Source organism: Cupriavidus sp. 05L310 (assembly GCF_056398185.1).
The window spans coordinates 1-18,937 of sequence record NZ_JBFTOX010000058.1; the positions used below are offsets into that span (position 1 = coordinate 1).

At 67.1% G+C, this 18,937-nt stretch carries 14 protein-coding genes; 6 read left to right on the forward strand and 8 right to left on the reverse strand.

Going from position 1 to position 18,937, the window contains the following annotated elements; genetic code table 11:
• Positions 1-801: 801 nt before the first annotated feature.
• The 5 genes from gatB to gatC all read right to left on the reverse strand — a co-directional run bounded on the left by gatB (position 802) and on the right by gatC (position 5,706).
• Positions 802-2,262 carry an Asp-tRNA(Asn)/Glu-tRNA(Gln) amidotransferase subunit GatB gene (gene gatB / locus AC1DS6_RS32655; RefSeq protein ID WP_441636962.1) on the reverse strand — a complete coding sequence of 487 codons (1,461 nt, stop codon included), beginning with the start codon at positions 2,260-2,262 and terminating at the stop codon, positions 802-804.
• Between the two features lie 118 nt (positions 2,263-2,380).
• Positions 2,381-3,337, reverse strand: a complete 957-nt coding sequence (locus AC1DS6_RS32660) for a dienelactone hydrolase family protein (RefSeq protein WP_477103969.1) — start codon at positions 3,335-3,337, stop codon at positions 2,381-2,383.
• Positions 3,338-3,342: 5 nt separating this feature from the next.
• Positions 3,343-3,810, reverse strand: a complete 468-nt coding sequence (locus AC1DS6_RS32665; protein WP_441636964.1) for a hypothetical protein — start codon at positions 3,808-3,810, stop codon at positions 3,343-3,345.
• Positions 3,807-5,312 (reverse strand): Asp-tRNA(Asn)/Glu-tRNA(Gln) amidotransferase subunit GatA, encoded by a 1,506-nt coding sequence (gene gatA, locus AC1DS6_RS32670; RefSeq protein ID WP_441636966.1) that lies wholly within the window; start codon positions 5,310-5,312, stop codon positions 3,807-3,809. Before gatA ends, AC1DS6_RS32665 begins: the two co-directional genes overlap by 4 nt.
• A gap of 94 nt (positions 5,313-5,406) precedes the next feature.
• Positions 5,407-5,706 carry an Asp-tRNA(Asn)/Glu-tRNA(Gln) amidotransferase subunit GatC gene (gene gatC, locus AC1DS6_RS32675; RefSeq protein WP_441636968.1) on the reverse strand — a complete coding sequence of 100 codons (300 nt, stop codon included), beginning with the start codon at positions 5,704-5,706 and terminating at the stop codon, positions 5,407-5,409.
• A 626-nt stretch (positions 5,707-6,332) separates the two neighbouring features.
• Between gatC and AC1DS6_RS32680 the strand changes: the two genes are divergently transcribed.
• From AC1DS6_RS32680 to AC1DS6_RS32705, 6 genes are all read left to right on the forward strand, one after another.
• Positions 6,333-7,376 carry a rod shape-determining protein gene (locus AC1DS6_RS32680; protein ID WP_035859663.1) on the forward strand — a complete coding sequence of 348 codons (1,044 nt, stop codon included), beginning with the start codon at positions 6,333-6,335 and terminating at the stop codon, positions 7,374-7,376.
• 202 nt (positions 7,377-7,578) lie between these two features.
• Positions 7,579-8,619 carry a rod shape-determining protein MreC gene (gene mreC, locus AC1DS6_RS32685; protein ID WP_045238331.1) on the forward strand — a complete coding sequence of 347 codons (1,041 nt, stop codon included), beginning with the start codon at positions 7,579-7,581 and terminating at the stop codon, positions 8,617-8,619.
• Positions 8,616-9,128, forward strand: a complete 513-nt coding sequence (gene mreD, locus AC1DS6_RS32690) for a rod shape-determining protein MreD (protein ID WP_035859668.1) — start codon at positions 8,616-8,618, stop codon at positions 9,126-9,128. Before mreC ends, mreD begins: the two co-directional genes overlap by 4 nt.
• A 72-nt stretch (positions 9,129-9,200) precedes the next feature.
• Positions 9,201-11,525, forward strand: coding sequence for a penicillin-binding protein 2 (gene mrdA / locus AC1DS6_RS32695; RefSeq protein WP_477103967.1), 2,325 nt, complete (start codon positions 9,201-9,203; stop codon positions 11,523-11,525).
• A gap of 12 nt (positions 11,526-11,537) precedes the next feature.
• Complete coding sequence (gene rodA, locus AC1DS6_RS32700; RefSeq protein WP_441631045.1) at positions 11,538-12,680, forward strand: rod shape-determining protein RodA; 1,143 nt, start codon at positions 11,538-11,540, stop codon at positions 12,678-12,680.
• Positions 12,681-12,762: 82 nt separating this feature from the next.
• On the forward strand, positions 12,763-13,530 hold the full coding sequence (locus AC1DS6_RS32705) for a ParA family protein (RefSeq protein WP_035859677.1): 768 nt from the start codon (positions 12,763-12,765) through the stop codon (positions 13,528-13,530).
• A gap of 771 nt (positions 13,531-14,301) precedes the next feature.
• Here AC1DS6_RS32705 and AC1DS6_RS32710 read toward each other — a convergent pair.
• The 3 genes from AC1DS6_RS32710 to AC1DS6_RS32720 form a co-directional block, all read right to left on the reverse strand.
• Complete coding sequence (locus AC1DS6_RS32710) at positions 14,302-15,234, reverse strand: alpha-E domain-containing protein (protein ID WP_441631042.1); 933 nt, start codon at positions 15,232-15,234, stop codon at positions 14,302-14,304.
• Between the two features lie 78 nt (positions 15,235-15,312).
• Positions 15,313-16,251, reverse strand: coding sequence for a transglutaminase family protein (locus AC1DS6_RS32715; protein WP_441631040.1), 939 nt, complete (start codon positions 16,249-16,251; stop codon positions 15,313-15,315).
• An 8-nt stretch (positions 16,252-16,259) separates the two neighbouring features.
• Positions 16,260-18,923, reverse strand: a complete 2,664-nt coding sequence (locus AC1DS6_RS32720) for a circularly permuted type 2 ATP-grasp protein (protein ID WP_441631038.1) — start codon at positions 18,921-18,923, stop codon at positions 16,260-16,262.
• Positions 18,924-18,937: the final 14 nt, after the last annotated feature.

An 18,937-nucleotide genomic window follows, 5' to 3' on the forward strand; every position in this document is an offset into this window, starting at 1 on the left:
GCCGGTCACTCTTCTTTGCCTCGGCAAAGAAGACTAACGAGAAGAAAGCCGACCCTGCCGGGGGCAGAGCAATCGCGGGTGCGCAGGGTGCTGGTTTCGTCGTATGGGCAGCGGTTCTGCTGGTATCTGCCGTTACCGGCTTGCAGGGCAGCGCAATGGCCTGACCCATGGGTTTCGTGGTGCGGCCCCTGATCGCTTTGCTCGGTGCCTCTTCCCACATCTGCCGTTCGCGGCGCGAAGGACCGCGATCCTGCCTGCATTGGTGGTTTCGTGGTTTTGTCTCTAGCGGTGGCCGCCCAGCCATTTGATGCCCTGCCTACCGGCGCGAGCGGCACCTTGCTACCAACGCCCTTGGTTTCGTGGTGGGCACCATGGCCCGGTTCGCGAGGGTCACGCTCGAACATCACCGCGCCTGCTCTCCGAGACAAAACCACGAAACCAGCCACACTCGAAACGGCGCAGCCACTCGCGCCGCGAACGGCAGATGTGGGAATGGTCACCGCATACGAGGTCAGGGGCCCCACCACGAAACCCATGGGGCAGGCCAATGCGATGTCCTGCAAGCCGGTTGGACACGCTAGGCAACACTCAGGGCCGTACGACGCAATCACCGAGGCCTACAAGCCCGATTGCTCTGCCCCCGGCAGGGTCGGCTTTCTTCTCGTTAGTCTTCTTTGCCGAGGCAAAGAAGAGTGACCGGCGTCCCCCGCAGGGGGATGTCGTACGCACTTGGGTGCAAGAGCCAACACCGCAAAAAGAAACCGCGAAGGAGCCAGCAAGCCCCCCCCAAAAAAAGCCGCCTTACGCCCCCAACTTCTTCTTCAACAACTCATTAACCTGCGCCGGATTCCCCTTCCCCTTGGTAGCCTTCATAGCCTGCCCCACCAGCGCATTAAACGCCTTCTCCTTGCCAGCCCGGAACTCGTCGACAGACTTCGCATTGGCCGCCAGCACATCATCGATGATCTTTTCCAACTCACCTGAGTCGGACATCTGCTTCAGCCCCTTGGCCGCGATGATGGCGTCGGCGTCACCGCCCTCGTCCCCCGCCCACATGGCCGGGAAGACATCCTTCTTGGCAGTGTTGTTCGACACCGTGCCATCGGCAATGCGCACCAGCAGCCTGGCCAACTGCGCCGGCTTGACCGGGGCCGCTTCCAGCGCAATGCCTTCGCGGTTGAGCAGCGACGACACATCGCCCATCAGCCAGTTGGCAGCGGGCTTGGCATTGGCCGCACCGGCTTCGGCGACCACGGCCTCGAAGTAGCTAGCCAGTGCCTTGGACGCGGTCAGCACGCTGGCGTCATAGGCGGACAAGCCATATTGCGACACCAGGCGCGCCTGCATGGCCACCGGCAGTTCTGGCAGCGCGGCCTTCACCCGCTCGATCCAGGCCGCGTCGATCTCCAGCGGCAGCAGGTCGGGGTCGGGGAAGTAGCGGTAATCGTGCGCATCTTCCTTGGTGCGCATCGCGCGCGTCTCGCCGGTGTCCGGATCGAACAGCACGGTGGCCTGCTGGATGGCGCGGCCGTCCTCGATCTCGGCGATCTGCCACTGGACTTCGTAGTCGATGGCCTGCTGCAGGAAGCGGAACGAATTCAGGTTCTTGATCTCGCGGCGCGTGCCCAGCGTGGGGCTGCCGTAGGGGCGCACCGACACGTTGGCGTCGCAGCGGAAGCTGCCTTCCTGCATATTGCCGTCGCAGATGCCCAGCCACATCACCAGCGCGTGCAGGGCCTTGGCGTAGGCCACGGCCTCGGCCGAGCTGCGCATGTCGGGCTCGGTAACGATCTCCAGCAGCGGCGTGCCGGCGCGGTTCAGGTCGATGCCGGTCATGCCGGCGAAATCCTCGTGCAGCGACTTGCCGGCGTCTTCCTCGAGGTGGGCGCGCGTGAGCTGCACGGTCTTCTCGTAGGTCTCGCCCTTCTTGCCTTCGACCTGGATGCTGATGCTGCCGCCCTGCACCACCGGGATCTCGTACTGGCTGATCTGGTAGCCCTTGGGCAGGTCGGGGTAGAAGTAGTTCTTGCGCGCGAAGATGCTGCGCGGCGCGATGGTGGCGCCGATCGCCAGCCCGAACTCGATGGCGCGCTCGACCGCGCCGCGGTTGAGCACCGGCAACACGCCGGGCAGCGCCAGGTCGACCGGCGAGGCCTGCGTGTTCGGCGCCGCGCCGAAGGCGGTGGAGGTACCGGAAAAAATCTTGGAGGCCGTCGACAACTGCGTGTGCGTCTCGAGGCCGATCACCACTTCCCATTGCATGGCGGTATTCCTGTTCGTGTGCTGTATGTGTTGCTACGTGTTTGCTACGTCTGCTACGTGTTCATCGGCATCGCGCGCGCATTTCGCATCCGACCGCGGCGCCATGCCGGTATTCATCTCACGGATTCGGGCTGGCCAGCCACGAATCCAGTTGCGCCAGCGCCGCGCCGCGCGCGACCGGGTCGCCGCCCTCGGTCACGCCCAGGCCGGGACGCGCGCCGTTGGGCACATCGCGCCGCACCCGCAGTTCGCTGGTGCCGTCAAAGCCGTGATACGCGCCAGGGTAGATCTCCAGCCGGAAGCGCGCATCGGGCTGGCGCGCCGTGACCGCCTCGCGCAACATGGCGCAGCGGGTGGCGGGGGTCCAGTCGTCGGCGCCGCCGGTCATCAGCAGCAAGGGCGTGCGCAGGCGGTATTCATGCCGTTGCACGGCGCGCTTGCAGCCAGGATAAAAGGCCACGGCGCGCTCGATTGCCGGCGCGCCCGCCGGCCAGTCGCGGCTGGCGTCGATGGTGCTGAGCACCGCCTGCGCGCCGTTGGACCAGCCCAGCAGCACAATGCGCGCCGTGTCGATGCCGGGCTGCCGCGCGAGCCAGCGCAGCGCCGCCAGGACATCGCCGCGCCGCGTTTCGTCGTCGATGTCGCGCCCGGCCAGCGCTTCGGTGCAGATGCCCTGCGGCTTGCCGCGCGGACCGAAGCTGTCGGGCAGCAACACGGCGTAGCCGCGCGCGGAGAGCCATTGCACGTATTCCCGGTAGCGCTCCTGCAGCGCCGCGGCATCCGCGCCGCCGTTCTGGTAGAGCCCGGCGCAGCCATGCAACGCAATGACCACCGGCAATGCCTGCGCCGACGCCAGCGCGCCGCGCTGCGGCAAGAACCAGTGGGCGCTGAGCGCATTGCCCTTGTCGGCATCGGGAAAATGCACCGTCCGCGCCGGCGGCATGGCGTGCATGCCGGCCTCCGGCACGAAGGCATGCGCGAGCGCGCCGTGGCTTGCCAGCACCAGGGCGCACGCGCCAAGGCAAAAATCCCGCAGGCGGGCGGCGAGTCCGGACAGGGCGCTGAGCGGGTGCATCGGATTCATCGGGTCTGTGCACAGCCGCCAGTGCCGGGTTCGAACATCACCGGCCAGGCTTCCTCGTAGATGCCCGGCGAGCACCGTGCCTCGCAATTGGCGTGGGCCAGCGTGACCCGGCGCGGATCCTGCCAGACCATCAGCTTGCAGGCGCTGCCGTCGTTGGCGCGCAACTCGATATGCGGCTTCTTCTGCGTCTGGCGGAATTCGGCCAGGTTGAAGCTGCACGAACCGCGCTTGCCCACCCACAGCTTCCACGACAACTGCTGCACGCTGTTGTCCGCCACGCGCAGCTGGGCATCCTCGCGGAAGCCGTCTTCCTCGGTGCGGCGGCAATCGCCGGCAAGGTCGATGTCGCGGCTGGCGATCGGGGTGGGCCCGCCGCCGAAGCGCGGCAGCGGGATGCAGGCCGCCAGTGCGGCGGCCAGCCCGATGCCGAGTGCGAGCCGGACCAGCCAGCGCCGCGCGATCATGCCTTGGCAGGCCGGCGCAGGTGCCAGTCCGTTGCCTGCTGGAAAGCGTGCGCCGTCTGCAGCAGTTCGGCTTCGCCGAAGTAGTTGCCGATCAGTTGCAGGCCAACCGGCATGCCGCCCTCGCCCAGCCCGCAGGGCACGCTCATGCCGGGCAGGCCGGCCAGGCTGGTCGACAGCGTGAAGATGTCGGCCAGGTACATCTGCACCGGGTCGGCGCTCTTCTCGCCCAGCTTCCAGGCTACCGTGGGCGCCACCGGACCCATGATCACGTCGCACTGGGTAAAGGCGCGCTGGAAATCGTCGGCGATGATGCGGCGGATCTTCTGCGCCTGCAGGTAGTAGGCGTCGTAGTAGCCATGCGACAGCACATAGGCGCCCACCATGATGCGGCGCTTGACCTCGGGGCCGAAGCCTTCGGCGCGGGTCTTCTTGTACATGTCCATCAGGTCGCGGTACTCGGCGGCGCGATGGCCGTAGCGCACGCCGTCGAAACGCGACAGGTTGGACGAGGCCTCGGCCGGCGCGATCACGTAGTACACGGGGATCGACAGCTCGGTCTTGGGCAGCGACACCTCGACCAGCGTGGCGCCCAGCTTCTCGTACTCGGCGAGCGCGGCGCGCACGGCCTGTTCCACGTCTGCCGACAGCCCCTTGCCGAAATACTCGGTGGGCAGGCCGATGCGCAGCCCGGACAGTGGCCTCTCAACGCTGGCGCCGGTGCGCGGCTTGCCCAGCAGGCGCGTGTAGTCCTCGTCGACACCACCCTGGGCGGGCGCGAGGCTGGTCGAGTCGCGCTCGTCGAAGCCGGCCATGGCGCCCAGCAGCATGGCGCAGTCCTCGGCGGTATGTGCCATCGGGCCGCCCTGGTCGAGCGAGGAGGCGAAAGCGATCATGCCGTAGCGCGACACGCGGCCATAGGTGGGCTTGATGCCGGTAATACCCGAGAACGAGGCCGGCTGGCGGATCGAGCCGCCGGTGTCGGTGCCGGTGGCGGCGGGCGCGAGCCCGGCTGCCACGGCGGCGGCCGAGCCGCCCGAGGAGCCGCCCGGCACGCGGCTGGCATCCCAGGGGTTCTTCACCGGGCCGAAGTGCGAGTTCTCGTTGGACGAGCCCATCGCGAACTCGTCCATATTGGTCTTGCCCAGCGTGACCATGCCGGCGGCGGCCAGGCGCTCGACCACGGAGGCGTCGAACGGGCTTTCATAGTCGGCGAGCATGCGCGAGCCCGCTGTTGCGCGCCAGCCACGCGTGACGAACACGTCCTTGTGGGCGATCGGCACGCCGGTCAGCAGGCCGGCTTCGCCGCGCGCGCGGCGCTCGTCGGCGGCGCGGGCCTGCGCCAGCGTGAGTTCGGGGTTGACGTCGACAAAGGCGTTGAGCGCGCTGGCCTGCTCGATGCGGGCCAGGTAATCGCGCGCCAGTTCTTCGGCGGAGACGGTGCGTGCCGCCAGCGCGTCGGAGAGCTCGCGCAGGGAGGTCACGGTAGATGCGGAAAAGGACATGTCGGTCGGTTTGGCTTGGCAGGTGATGGCTGCCGGCGCCGCCTGGCGGCGGCGCGGCGCAGCCGCTGGTTCGAGGGCCGGTGTTCGATGACCTTTATTCGATGACCTTGGGCACCAGGTAGAGGCCGCCTTCGGTGGCCGGCGCGGGACGCTGGTAGTCCTCGCGGCGGTTGGGCTCGGTCACGGCGTCGTCGCGCAACCGCTGCGACATCTCGCGCACCGCGGACAGCGGGTGGGCCAGCGGCACGATGCCGGTGGTATCGACCGCCTGCATCTGTTCGACCAGGGAGAAGAATTGATTGAGCTGCACAAGCGTCTGCCCGGCCTCGGCATCGTTGATTTCGATGCGGGCAAGGTGGGCGATGCGCTTGACGTCGGATAGGTCGAGAGCCATGGCTTGGGGTCGGTGCGAAAGGCGATGCGGGCGCGGCCGGGGCGGGCCGGCGAGTGCTGCCGGGAGCGCCCGGGAATCGTCAAAGTTACAGGTTTTTTCGGGGTAGAAGCCCCCGAAACAGGGGGAATTATAAGGTATCATTGCGCGTTGCCATCCTTTGGCAGCGCCTTCGTCACATTGGTGCACATTGGTGCAAAACCGCGTGCCGCGGAGCTTTGTGGGTCACCCTACGGTCCCCCGGACCCACGGATCGCAGCATTGGCCACATCGCCAGGCCACCAGCCGGCGGTGCGATGCCGAAGGCAGGCAAGGGATACAGACAGGTTCCTCCGATTAGACCGCCCCCGCCAGCAATTAAATTGTAATTGCGGTGCCGTTCCACCGAACTTTCGCGCGTGGTCTAATCAAAGGTACCCGTACAGGTCGTTTCCGCCACCCGGCGAGACGGCCTTGGTTGGCGGCCCCGGCCCTGACAGCACGCCCCCTGTGGCAGGCTGGCAACGGCGCCGGCCCCACCGAACGACCGGGGGCCTTAATACTACCCGTCGCTATGAATATCGTGGCTGGCCCCGCAGCGGCGCCGGCCACTTCGCATACTCGCGAACCACCAGAAAACAGGATTCCTGATGTTCGGATTTCTCCGCAGCTACTTTTCGAACGATCTCGCGATCGACCTCGGCACCGCCAACACCCTGATCTATATGCGCGACAAGGGCATCGTCCTTGACGAGCCGTCCGTCGTCGCGATTCGCCAGGAAGGCGGGCCCAACGCCAAGAAAACCATCCAGGCGGTCGGCAAGGAAGCCAAGCAGATGCTGGGCAAGGTGCCGGGCAACATCGAGGCCATCCGCCCGATGAAAGACGGCGTGATCGCCGACTTCACCGTCACCGAGCAGATGCTCAAGCAGTTCATCAAGATGGTGCACGACACCAAGCTGCTGCGTCCCTCGCCGCGCATCATCATCTGCGTGCCGTGCGGCTCGACCCAGGTCGAGCGCCGCGCCATCCGCGAATCGGCGCTGGGCGCCGGCGCCAGCCAGGTGTACCTGATCGAGGAGCCGATGTCGGCCGCGATCGGCGCCGGCCTGCCCGTGTCGGAGCCGTCCGGCTCGATGGTGGTGGATATCGGCGGCGGCACCACCGAGGTGGGCATCATCTCGCTGGGCGGCATGGTCTACAAGGGTTCGGTGCGCGTGGGCGGCGACAAGTTCGACGAAGCCATCGTCAACTACATCCGCCGCAACTACGGCATGCTGATCGGCGAGCAGACCGCCGAAGCCATCAAGAAGGCCATCGGTTCGGCCTTCCCCGGCTCCGAAGTCCGCGAAATGGAAGTCAAGGGCCGCAACCTGTCCGAAGGCATCCCGCGCGCCTTCACGGTGTCCTCCAACGAGATCCTGGAAGCCCTGACCGATCCGCTCAACCAGATCGTGTCGGCAGTCAAGATCGCGCTCGAACAGACCCCGCCGGAACTCGGCGCCGACATCGCCGAGCGCGGCATGATGCTGACCGGCGGCGGCGCGCTGCTGCGCGACCTGGATCGCCTGCTGGCCGAGGAAACCGGCCTGCCGGTGCTGGTTGCCGAAGACCCGCTGACCTGCGTGGTGCGCGGCTCCGGCATGGCGCTCGAACGCATGGACAAGCTGGGCAGCATCTTCTCTTACGAATAAAGAATCAGCAGAGGAATCGCTCGTGGCGCGACGCGGCCTGCCGGACTACCTGGTCGGGGCCGCGCCGTGCCGCGCCACCCTCCCGACCCGGCCCGAGCCCGTGCAACACACCGCGCCGCGACGCCCCAGCCACGCTGGCTGGCGCGCCGCGGCGCTGTCGTGCCTACGGGACCGGGAGACCTTTCTGCCAGCGCACGGGTAAATGGATTACACTCCGCCGCCGCTCTTCAAGCAGGGCACTTCCGCCGTCGCGCGCCTCGTCTTCTATGTGACGATCGCGCTGGCGCTGCTCATCGTCGATGCGCGCTTTGACGCCCTGCGCGTGGTGCGCCAGGTTGCCGCCACCGTGCTGATGCCGGTCGAGCGCACCGTGCTGGTGCCGCGCGATGCACTGCGCGCCACCTTCGACTACGCCCAGTCAGCGGCCGCCCTGGCCAGCGAGAACCGCGAACTCAGGCGCCGCATGGTGGCCGAGGCCGAGGGCTCGGTGCGCCAGTCCCAGCTCGAAGCCGAGAACAATCAGTTGCGCAAGCTGCTCGGCCTGGTGCAGCAGTCGGCCACGCCGGTGACGTCGGCCGAGATCCTGTACGACGCCCGCGACCCCTACAGCCAGCGCATCGTGATCGACCGCGGCAGCCAGCACGGCCTGCGCGCGGGCTATCCGGTGATCGACGAACGCGGCGTGATCGGCCAGGTGACGCGCGTGTCGCCGTTCCAGTCCGAAGTCACGCTCCTGACCGACAAGGAACAGGCCATTCCGGTGCAGGTCGTGCGCAACGGCCTGCGCAGCGTAGCCTTCGGCGGCGCCCGCGCCGGCCTGCTGGACCTGCGCTTCATGGCCGCCTCGGCCGACCTGCAGCAGGGCGACCTGCTGGTCACCTCGGGCCTGGACGGCACCTACCCGCCCGGCCTGCCGGTTGCCCGGATCGTGCAGATCGAGCGCAAGGCGGATACCGCCTTCTCGCGTGTGTACTGCGAGCCGGTGGCCGGGGTGCGCTCGCACCGCCAGCTGCTGGTGATCCGCTACGAAGCCCAGCTGCCGCCGCGCGAATCCATCGACGGCCCGCGCGACGCCAAGGAAGCCAGGATCGTCAGGGCCGACCGGCCGGGCGTGAAGGACGCCGAACGCGCCGACGCCAAGCCGGCGGCGAAGCCCGCCGCAAAGCCAGCCGACAAACCTGCCGACAAGGCGGCGGAAAAACCCGCGGACAAGCCCGCCGCCGCCAAGGAGGTCAAGCGTTGACCAATCCCCAATACCTGCTGCGCCCGGTCAACCCCGCGTTTATCGCGCTGAGTTTCGTACTGGCCTTCCTGTTCAACCTGATGCCCTGGGGCACCACGCTGTGGGTGCCCGACATGGTGGCGCTGGTGCTGGTGTTCTGGAACATCCACCAGCCGCGCAAGGTCGGCATGGGCGTGGCGTTCGCGCTCGGCCTGCTGATGGATGTGCACGATGCGCGCCTGCTGGGCGAGCACGCCATGGCCTACTCGCTGCTGGCGTACTTCGCCATCACCATCCATCGGCGCGTGCTGTGGTTCACCGTCTATACCCAGGCGCTGCACGTGCTGCCGCTGCTGTTCGTCGCCCACGCGGTGCCGGTGGTGATCCGCCTGGCCATGGGCGCGCCGCTGCCCGGCTGGCAGCTGCTGCTGGCGCCGGGCATCGAGGCGCTGCTGTGGCCGCTGGCCACCGGCATGCTGCTGGCGCCGCAGCGCCGCAGCGCGGACGTGGACGAAACCCGGCCGATCTGACGCTTTACCCCAACCGATGTCCCGCCGCGGCCCCCTGGGGTGCGCGGCAAACCGCAAGGCTGACGCAGTACCATGACCGAAATACGCAATGTCGAACAGGAGCTCGGCCGCTTCCGCATCCGCGTAGCGGCGGCGGGCCTGTTTGCCGTGATCTGCTTCGGCCTGCTGTTCACGCGCTTTCTCTGGCTGCAGTGGTACAAGCATGACCAGTACTCGGCCAAGGCCGAGGACAACCGCATCTCGGTGGCGCCGATCGAGCCCAACCGCGGCATCATCATGGACCGCAACGGCGTGGTGCTGGCGCGCAACTATTCCGCCTACACGCTGGAAATCACGCCGTCCAAGCTGTCCGACACGCTCGACAACACCATCGAGGAACTAGCCCAGCTGATCGACATCCAGCCGCGCGACCGCCGCCGCTTCAAGCGGCTGATGGAAGAATCCCGCAGCTTCGAGAGCCTGCCGATCCGCAGCCAGCTCACCGACGAGGAAGTGGCGCGTTTCTCCGCGCAGCGCTTCCGCTTTCCCGGCGTGGACGTGCGCGCGCGGCTGTTCCGCCAGTACCCGATGGGCGAGTCCGCCTCGCACGTGATCGGCTACCTCGGCCGCATCTCGCAGCGCGACCAGGAACGCATCGAGGCCATGGACGAGGCCAACAGCGCCGAAGGCGCCAAGTACGATCCGCGCAAGGACGCCGACAACTACAAGGGCTCCAACTACATCGGCAAGATCGGCATCGAGCAGAGCTACGAGACCGAACTGCACGGCCTGACCGGCTTCGAGGAAGTGGAAGTGAGCGCGGGCGGACGCCCCATCCGCACGCTGTCCACCTCCCCCGCCACGCCCGGCAACAACCTGATCCTGTCGCTCGACATCCGCCTGCAGCAGCTGGCCGAGGCGCTCTTTGGCGACAAGCGCGGCGCGCTGGTGGCGATCGAGCCGGCCACCGGCGACATCCTGGCCTTTGTTTCCAAGCCGACCTACGACCCCAACCTGTTCGTCGAAGGGATCGACACCAATACCTGGAACGAACTCAACGGCTCGCCCGACAAGCCGCTGCTGAACCGTCCGCTGCGCGGCACCTACCCGCCCGGCTCGACCTACAAGCCGTTCATGGCGCTGGCGGCGCTCACCACCGGCAAGCGCACCGCAGCCTGGGGCATGCACGATCCGGGCTCATTCACGCTGGGCAACCATACCTTCCGCGACGACAAGCCGGGCGGCCACGGCTGGGTGGACATGAACGCCTCCATCGTGCAGTCGTGCGATACCTATTACTACATGCTGGCGCGCGACATGGGCGTCAACGCCATTCATGACTTCATGAAGCCGCTGGGCTTCGGCCAGATCACCGGCATCGACATCGAAGGCGAGAGCCGCGGCATCCTGCCGTCGACCGAATGGAAGCAGCGCGCCTACCGCAAGCCCGAGCAGCGGAAGTGGTATGACGGCGAAACCATCTCCCTTGGCATCGGACAGGGCTACAACAGCTTCACCATCCTGCAGCTGGCCAACGCCACCGCCATCCTGGTCAACAACGGCTCCGCGATGAAGCCCCACCTGGTCAAGGCGGTGGAGGATTCCGTAACCCGCGACCGCGAGCTCACGGTGCCCAAGGAAAGCTACCGGCTGCCGTTCAAGCAGGCCGATATCGACGTGATCAAGCGCGCCATGGTCGGCGTGACGCACTCGGGCACGGCTGCGCGCGCCTTTGCCGGCGCAGCCTACGAGTCGGCCGGCAAGACCGGTACCGCCCAGACCTTCACCATGGGCAAGAACGAGAAGTACAACCACCACGCGCTGGACGAGCGCAAGCGCGACCATGCGCTCTATACGGCATTCGCCCCGGCGGACAACCCGAAGATCGCGCTGGCGATGATCGTGGAAAACGCCGGCTTCGGCGGCGCCGTGGCCGCGCCGATCGCGCGCAAGGTGATGGATTACTACCTGCTCGGCAAGTGGCCGGCAGAGCTGGAGAACATCGCCCCGCCCGCATCGGAGCGCGCCGGCGGCAAGCCGCCGGTGGATACGCCCAGCGTGTTCACCACCGGCCACACCGCCAGCATCGCCAGCGCCACGGTCATGGGCGCCAGCGAGGCCGCCGCCACCAGCGAAGGCGCCAGCGCGCCGGCCGCGCGCGTCGCAGCCCGTGCCGGTGCTGCCGCCACGGCCGCTTCCGCCGTGCAGGCGCCGGTGATCGACCCCGCCGCCATCGCGCCGGCCTCGGCGGTACAGACGCTGGACGAGCGCATGGCGCAGGCCCTTGGCCACAGCCGCCCGGCTCCGGCCCCCGCCCCTGCCGCGCAGGCCGTGGTGGGGCCGGCCAGTTCCAAACCCCGCGCCAAGCCGGCAACCGCGCCCGCCGCGGCCGGCGGCAACGCCAACGCTACACGCTGAAGGAGACGCGCCATGGATCGCCGCCGCGTCCTATCGTTCATCAAGACGGCCATCACCGGCTTCGACAAGCCGCTGGCGCTGATCGTCTTCCTGCTGTTCGCCACCGGCATCGTGGCGCTCTACTCCGCCGCCATCGACATGCCCGGGCGGGTCGAGGACCAGTTGCGCAACATCCTGCTGTCCTATGTGGTGATGTGGGCCATCGCTTACCTGCCGACCCAGACGCTGATGCGGGTGGCGGTGCCGCTCTACACGGTAGGCGTGGCCCTGCTGGTCGCGGTGGCCATGTTCGGCCTGATCCGCAAGGGTGCGCGCCGCTGGCTCTACGTCGGCATGGTGATCCAGCCCTCCGAGATCATGAAGATCGCCATGCCGCTGATGCTGGCGTGGTACTTCCAGAAACGGGAGGGCTCGGTCAGGTGGTTCGATTTCGTGCTGGCGCTGGTGCTGCTGCTCGTGCCCGTTGGCCTGATCGCCAAGCAGCCCGACCTCGGCACCGGCCTGCTGGTCATGGCCGCCGGCCTCTATGTGATCTATTTCGCCGGCCTGTCGTGGAAGATCATCCTGCCGCTGCTTGCCATCGTGGTGGTGGCCATCACCGCGCTGGTCACCTTCGAGCACGATATGTGCGCCCCCGGCGTGAACTGGCCGATCCTGCACGACTACCAGCAGCACCGCATCTGCACGCTGCTGGATCCCACCACCGACCCGCTCGGCAAGGGTTTCCACACCATCCAATCGATCATCGCCATCGGCTCCGGCGGCGTCTTCGGCAAGGGCTGGCTGAAGGGCACGCAGACGCACCTGGAGTTCATCCCGGAAAAGCACACCGACTTTATCTTCGCGGTCTTCTCGGAGGAATTCGGCCTGGTGGGCAATGCGGTGCTGCTGGTGCTGTACCTGCTGCTGATCTTCCGCGGGCTGTATATCGCGGCCAACGCGCCGACGCTGTTCTCGCGGCTGCTGGCGGGGGCGATCACGCTGATCTTCTTCACCTACGCGTTCGTCAACATGGGGATGGTGAGCGGCATCCTGCCCGTGGTGGGGGTGCCGTTGCCGTTGATGAGCTATGGCGGGACGGCGCTGGTGACGCTGGGCATGGGGATCGGGATACTGATGAGTATCTCGCGTCAGAAGCGGCTGATACAGACGTAGCCTGTCGCGCGATTTGGCCGCTGAAATGACACCGCGCTAGGGTATCCTCTTCCCTTTGGCACGTTCACATCCAAGGGCTCAAATGCGGCGCGTCGTATTCAATCAGAAGGGCGGTGTCGGTAAGTCGACCATCGTTTGCAACCTGGCCGCCATCAGTGCCAGCGAAGGCCTGCGCACCCTGGTCATCGACCTGGATGCGCAAGGCAACTCCAGCCAGTACCTGCTCGGCACGCAGGCCGCGGAAGCCACCCCGACCGTGGCAGACTTCTTCAACACCGCGCTGACGTACAGCTTCAAGCCGGTGGAAGTCACCTCGTTCATCCATGCCACGCCGTTCGAGAACCTCGATGTGATGCCCGCCCATCCCGAGCTCGACGCGCTGCACGGCAAGCTCGAATCCCGCTACAAGATCTACAAGCTGCGCGATGCGCTGATCGAGCTGGAAGCGGTGTACGACGCGATCTACATCGACACGCCGCCGGCTTTGAATTTCTACACCCGCTCCGCGTTGATCGCTGTCGAGCGCTGCCTGATTCCGTTCGACTGCGACGACTTCTCGCGCCGTGCGCTTTATACGCTGCTCGACAATGTGAAGGAGATCCAGCATGACCACAATGCGGATCTCGAAGTCGAGGGTATTGTGATCAACCAGTTCCAGCCGAGGGCCAGCCTGCCGTTGCAACTGGTTGAGGAGCTGGTTGGCGAGGGGTTGCCGGTGCTGAATTCACGGTTGTCGTCGTCCGTGAAGATCCGGGAGTCGCATCAGCATGCGATGCCGATGATTCATCTGGATCCGCGGCATAAGCTGGCGTTGGAGTATTTGGCTTTGCATCGGGAGTTGGTGGGATAGGGGTTTTTTGAGCGGTGTTGGCTCTTGCACCCAAGTGCGTACGACATCCCCCTGCGGGGGACGCCGGTCACTCTTCTTTGCCTCGGCAAAGAAGACTAACGAGAAGAAAGCCGACCCTGCCGGGGGCAGAGCAATAAGGCTCTCGAATATCGGGGGTTTCGTCGTACGGCCCAAAGTGCCGGCGGGCTTCTGCCGGTACCGGCTTGACTGACCACGAACCTGCCAGCATCCGGGATTGACGGTGAGGCCCCCGGTAGCGCACATCACTTGCTTCAAGCCGTCTGTCGCTCGCGGAGTGGCCGGCCACGAAGTTGCAGGCGCACCGGTTCCGTCGTGGGCGCGGTGGCACCGGGTTGATTTGCCCAAGACCTTGACCACCGCGCCCGCCCCACCACGAAACCATTGACGGGCGATGTGTCGTGATGGCCCGCGCCGGTAACGGCAGATTGGCGAATGGCCAAGGATTCTCCTACCGGGGGCCGCACCACGAATCCCGGAAACTTGCAGATTCGTGGCCCTTTAAACCGGTACCGGCAGATGCCCGCAGAACCGCTGGCCATACGACGAAACCAGCACCCTGCGCACTCGCGATTGCTCTGCCCCCGGCAGGGTCGGCTTTCTTCTCGTTAGTCTTCTTTGCCGAAGCAAAGAAGAGTGACCGGCGTCCCCCGCAGGGGGATGTCGTACGCTGTTGGGTGCAAGAGCCAACACCGCTCAAATCAAAGACCAAGCACCGACAAAAAAGCCAATGGTTTGCCCCTACCCCTACCCCTACACCCCCTTCATCAAAAAATCCCGACTAACCCCACCCCCCAACTCATGGATCCTGCGAAGAAAATCACTAAGCCACCCATGAATCCCAACAGAAAAAATATCCTCGATCCGAGTGAATTTAAGCTCGGCATGCAGCTTCCCCGCCCGCCTCTCCGTCTCCACTGACTGCGCATTCCTGACCTGCGCCAGCAACGAAACCACCTCCCGCAAACTCGCCGCCAGCGACCGCGGCATATCCGGATGCACGATCAGCAACTCCGCCACGCGTTCCGGCGTAACCACCGATCGATAAACCTTGCGATACATCTCCAGCCCCGACACCGAACGCAATACGGCAGCCCACTGATAGAAGTCGTCCTGCTGCTGCCCCAGGTCGGTAGCCTGGAACTTGACATCGAGAATGCGGGCCGTGTTATCCGCCCGTTCCAGGAACGTCCCCAGGCGCATGAAGCAATAGGCTTCGTCCTTGAGCATGGTCCCGGCTTCCACGCCGCGCGTAAGGTGAGAGCGGAACTTCACCCACTCGAAGAACTGCGCCGGGTCGTGCCGCAGGATCCCGTCGGCAACCATCTGCTGCACATCGAGCCAGGTGGTGTTGATGGTCTCCCAAAGCGGCGTGGTAAGCGCGCCGCGCACCGCACGGGCGTTTTCGCGGGCGGCGCGCAGGCACGACATGATCGACGCGGGATGGCTCAGGTCCCGCACCATGAAGTCGATCACCTCCCCGTGCGCCACCGCGCCGTGATGCGCGGCAAATACCGGCGTGAGTTCGGTCACATCGAGCATCGCCAGCCAGCCTTGCCGGGCCACGTCGGGCGACTGCGGCAGCATTGAGGCCTGGTAGTTGACGTCGAGCATGCGTGCGGTGTTCTCCGCACGCTCGGTGTAGCGGGCCATCCAGAACAGGTGGTCGGCGGTGCGGCTTAGCATGATGATTCCCCCTTTTCTCGGCAAACCCAGGCTACCGACAAGCAATTGGCTTGCCAGCCGCTGACCGCTGCGGCGTCGCTACACGAGCGGCAACACGCTGACCTCCACTTCGACATCGTGCGCGCCGCCGCCGAAGATGACACCGCGCAGCAGCGAGACATCGCTGTAGTCGCGCCCGAATGCCAGCGTGACGTGGCCGGTGTCGGCCAGCACATCGTTGGTGGGATCGAGGTCGACCCAGCCGGCCAGCGGGCAGTAGACCGACAGCCACGCGTGCGAGGCGTCGGCGCCGATCAGCCTGGGCTGGCCGGGCGGCGGTTCGGTGCGCAAGTAGCCGCTGACATAGCGCGCGGCGAGGCCAAGCGAGCGCAGGCAGCCGATCATCACCTGGGCGAAATCCTGGCACACGCCGCTGCGCAGGCCGAAGGCCTGCAGCGCCGGCGTATCGACCTCGGTGGCGGTGGCGTGGTATTCGAAGTCGGCATGGATGCGGTGCATCAGGTCGATGGCGCCCGCCACCACTGTCGTGCCGGGCGCGAAGCTGGCCAGCGCGTAGGCCTTGAGGTCCGGATGCAGCGCTATGTTGGGCGAGGCGAAGCAGAACTCGCTCTGCGGCATGAAGGGCTGGCCGGCGCGAAAGCGCAGCGCTGCCACGGCGGCTTCCCACGGCATGCTGGCGGCGGGATCGAGCGCCTCCCAGCGCGGCGTCAGGCTGACCGTGCTCTCGCAGGCGAGCTGCATGAAGTCGTGCGGCACGTCGATGGTGAAGTACAGCACGTTGTTGCCGAAGGCATCGGTGTCGGCACGCTGATGCGACGGCGCCGGCTCGATCAGCGTGCTGTGCGAGAGCACCGCCTGCCACGGGCAAGTGACCGGGAACACCACGGCGCGCTGCTGGGCGTTTTCCACCGGCGCGGTGTAGTCGTAGATGGTCTTGTGGTGGACGGTTAGCACGGATGCGGCGCGCGGCGCGGGTGTCGCGGGCGCGACGGCGGCGGCGGCGGTCGTCTCGTTCATCGCCGCGGTCATGGCTGCACCCCGGCCCAGGCACCCGTCCCGGCCATGCCGGCATGGCTGAAGTAGCGCGCACTGATTTCGTCGGACAATTGCACCATCATGCTCGTCAGTTGCCCGCACAATTGCACCAGATTGGTGTATTGCCCGTCGGCATCACGCTCGCATAGCGCCTCCCAGCCAGGCAGCGTCTCCACCGTGGGCAGGAACTGCGGCAGCGGCAAACGCCCGGTGCCTGCCGGACTGGCCGGGGGCGTGACCTGGCCGAGCTTGACGCGCAGCCGCGCCAGCACGCCATAGAGCCCGCGCGGATTGGTGGGCTCGATCACGATCTGGTCGACCAGCGCCGGCACATCGGAGCGGCCGGGATAGAGCGCGCGGAAGGTCAGCGTGCTGTCGAACAGGTGCAGCACCAGGTCGAAGCAGGTCCGGTGCAGCAGCGCGCCGTTGTGCGCGAACACCTGCAGGAAGGTCGACAGCGTGGCCACGCGTTCGATATGGCGGCCGATGAACAGCAGGCGCCAGGCTTCATCCCGGGTCATGCGGTCGCCCTGGGCGCCGCTGATGGCGGCGAGCTGCATGCCCAGGTGATCCAGCGCCGCCAGCACGCGCGGCCGGTCGTAGTAGCCGGCGTCGCTGCCCGCCGCGCCCGGGCTGCCGCCACAAGCGGCCGCCATCGCGTCGCCGAAATCGTTGCGCGCGGCCAGGATGGTGCGCCAGTGATCGTTGGACAGCCGGTTGCGGATCTCGGTGGCGGCATGCACATGACTGGCCAGGTTCTGGCCCACGCTGGTCCAGCCGGCGTCTTCCGCCAGCGCGGATACCAGGCTGCGCTCGAACACGCGCAGCGAGGCCCGCGGCTGCGGGGCGCCGGTCGGCAGCAGGCCGCAGGCCTGCACCAGTTCGCCGATCACGTCGAGCGCGCTGTCGTCGCGGTCGTCGCTGCTCTCGATCGAGCCCAGCACTAGCCGGCACAGGCGCACATTGTTCTCCGCACGCTCGGCATAGCGGCCGGCCCAGAACAGGTTCTCGGCGGCGCGGCTCGATACCGCCAGCGGCTTGGGGGCTGGCCCCAGGCCCGTGCTGCCCATCGGGAACGGCGGCGGCATCGGCACCGGCTGTGCCGGCTGGCTCGACAGCACCCAGGTATCGACGCTGGACCCGCCGAGCTGCATCGAAACCGCCGGCTGCCCTTCTCCCGCGAGCCGGGTAAAGCCGCCCGGCATCACCTGCCAGCCGCCGCGCCCGTCGGCGATGGCGTAGACCCGCAGCATGGCCATGCGCGAGCCGATATGCGGGCCTTCCCAGCGCGGCGCGTGCGACAGCGGCAGATCGGCCTGGATGGTGAACAGATCGGGCACCTGCTCGATGCGCTCGCGCCAGTCGGCCAGCCGCTGCAGGCCGCGCTCCATGCCCAGCCGTGGCCCTTCCCACGGCTGCGCCATGCCGCGCGGATAGGTCGGCATCAGGAAGGCTTCGCTGAATTGCGCGAGCGCTTCCGCGCGCGCGGTGGCCTCGCCGCACCACCAGCTCGGCACGCCGGGCAGCAGCAACGGCTCGCCCAGCAGTTCGCGGGCGATGGCGGGCAGGAAACCGTGGATGGCCGGCGTTTCCAGGAAGCCCGAGCCGGGCGCGTTGGAGACCAGCACATTGCCCGCGCGCATCGCCTGCAGCAAGCCGGGCACGCCAAGCGTGGAGTCCTGCCGCAGCTCGACCGGATCGCAATAGGCATCGTCCAGGCGGCGCAGCACCACGTCGACGCGTTCCAGCCCGGCCAGGGTCTTCAGGTAGACCACGTCGTTGCGCACGGTCAGGTCCTTGCCCTCGACCAGCGTGATGCCGAGGTAGCGGGCCAGGAAGGTGTGCTCGAAATAGGTTTCGTTATAGGGGCCCGGGGTGAGCAGCACGATGTGCTTGCTGACCGCCGCCGCCATGCCGGCAGCGGATTCGGGCGCGGGTGGCTGCGCCGCGGGCTGCTGCGCCAGCGTGGCCACCAGTTGCGTGAACGCGGCGGGCAGGCGCCGCACGCGCAGCTCGCGGAACGCATCGGTGAACAGGCTGGAGATGATCAGCCGGTTTTCCAGCGCGTAGCCCATGCCCGAAGGCGTTTCCGTGCGGTGGGCCATGACGGTCCAGCCGCCCGCCACGGTATGCGCCAGGTCCACCGCGACGATATGCAGGAAATTGCCGCCCGGCGGCTGGTAGCCCTTGAGCGGGCGCAGGTAGCCGGGATGGCCGAAGACCAGGCCGGCCGGCAGCAAGCCCTTGGACAGCAGGGTCTGCGGCCCGTAGATGTCGGCCACCACGGCGTTGGCCAGCTCGGCCCGCTGGATCACGCCGCGCTCGATCCGCTCCCAGTCGTCCTCGGGGACCAGGAAGGGCAGCAGGTCCAGCGCCCAGGCGCGTGCGCCAGCCTTGTCGGCGTTGTCCGCGTACACGTTGTAGGTCACGCCGTTGTCGCGGATCTGGCGCGCCATGGCGGCGGCCTGCTGGTCGAGGCCGTCGATGCCTTCCTCGCCCAGCACCTGGAAGAAGCTCGCCCACGGCGCGCGCAGCCCGTCGCCGCACGCGCCCAGTTCGTCAAGGTGGCCGGGCGGCACCGGCCGCGCGCGGTGCATCACCGCGTCTGCCGCGGGGGTGGATTCATCGAAAGGCAGTGATGGCTGTTGAGGCACGGGGGCGCGGCTTG

Coding starts and splice junctions, on each gene's coding strand:
- AC1DS6_RS32705 (WP_035859677.1), top strand. CDS start 12,763: ATGCGGCGCGTCGTATTCAATCAGAAGGGCGGTGTCGGTAAGTCGACC.
- AC1DS6_RS32680 (WP_035859663.1), top strand. CDS start 6,333: ATGTTCGGATTTCTCCGCAGCTACTTTTCGAACGATCTCGCGATCGAC.
- AC1DS6_RS32665 (WP_441636964.1), bottom strand. CDS start 3,810: ATGATCGCGCGGCGCTGGCTGGTCCGGCTCGCACTCGGCATCGGGCTG.
- mrdA (WP_477103967.1), top strand. CDS start 9,201: ATGACCGAAATACGCAATGTCGAACAGGAGCTCGGCCGCTTCCGCATC.
- gatA (WP_441636966.1), bottom strand. CDS start 5,312: ATGTCCTTTTCCGCATCTACCGTGACCTCCCTGCGCGAGCTCTCCGAC.
- AC1DS6_RS32660 (WP_477103969.1), bottom strand. CDS start 3,337: ATGCACCCGCTCAGCGCCCTGTCCGGACTCGCCGCCCGCCTGCGGGAT.
- AC1DS6_RS32710 (WP_441631042.1), bottom strand. CDS start 15,234: ATGCTAAGCCGCACCGCCGACCACCTGTTCTGGATGGCCCGCTACACC.
- gatB (WP_441636962.1), bottom strand. CDS start 2,262: ATGCAATGGGAAGTGGTGATCGGCCTCGAGACGCACACGCAGTTGTCG.
- gatC (WP_441636968.1), bottom strand. CDS start 5,706: ATGGCTCTCGACCTATCCGACGTCAAGCGCATCGCCCACCTTGCCCGC.
- rodA (WP_441631045.1), top strand. CDS start 11,538: ATGGATCGCCGCCGCGTCCTATCGTTCATCAAGACGGCCATCACCGGC.
- AC1DS6_RS32715 (WP_441631040.1), bottom strand. CDS start 16,251: ATGAACGAGACGACCGCCGCCGCCGCCGTCGCGCCCGCGACACCCGCG.
- mreC (WP_045238331.1), top strand. CDS start 7,579: ATGGATTACACTCCGCCGCCGCTCTTCAAGCAGGGCACTTCCGCCGTC.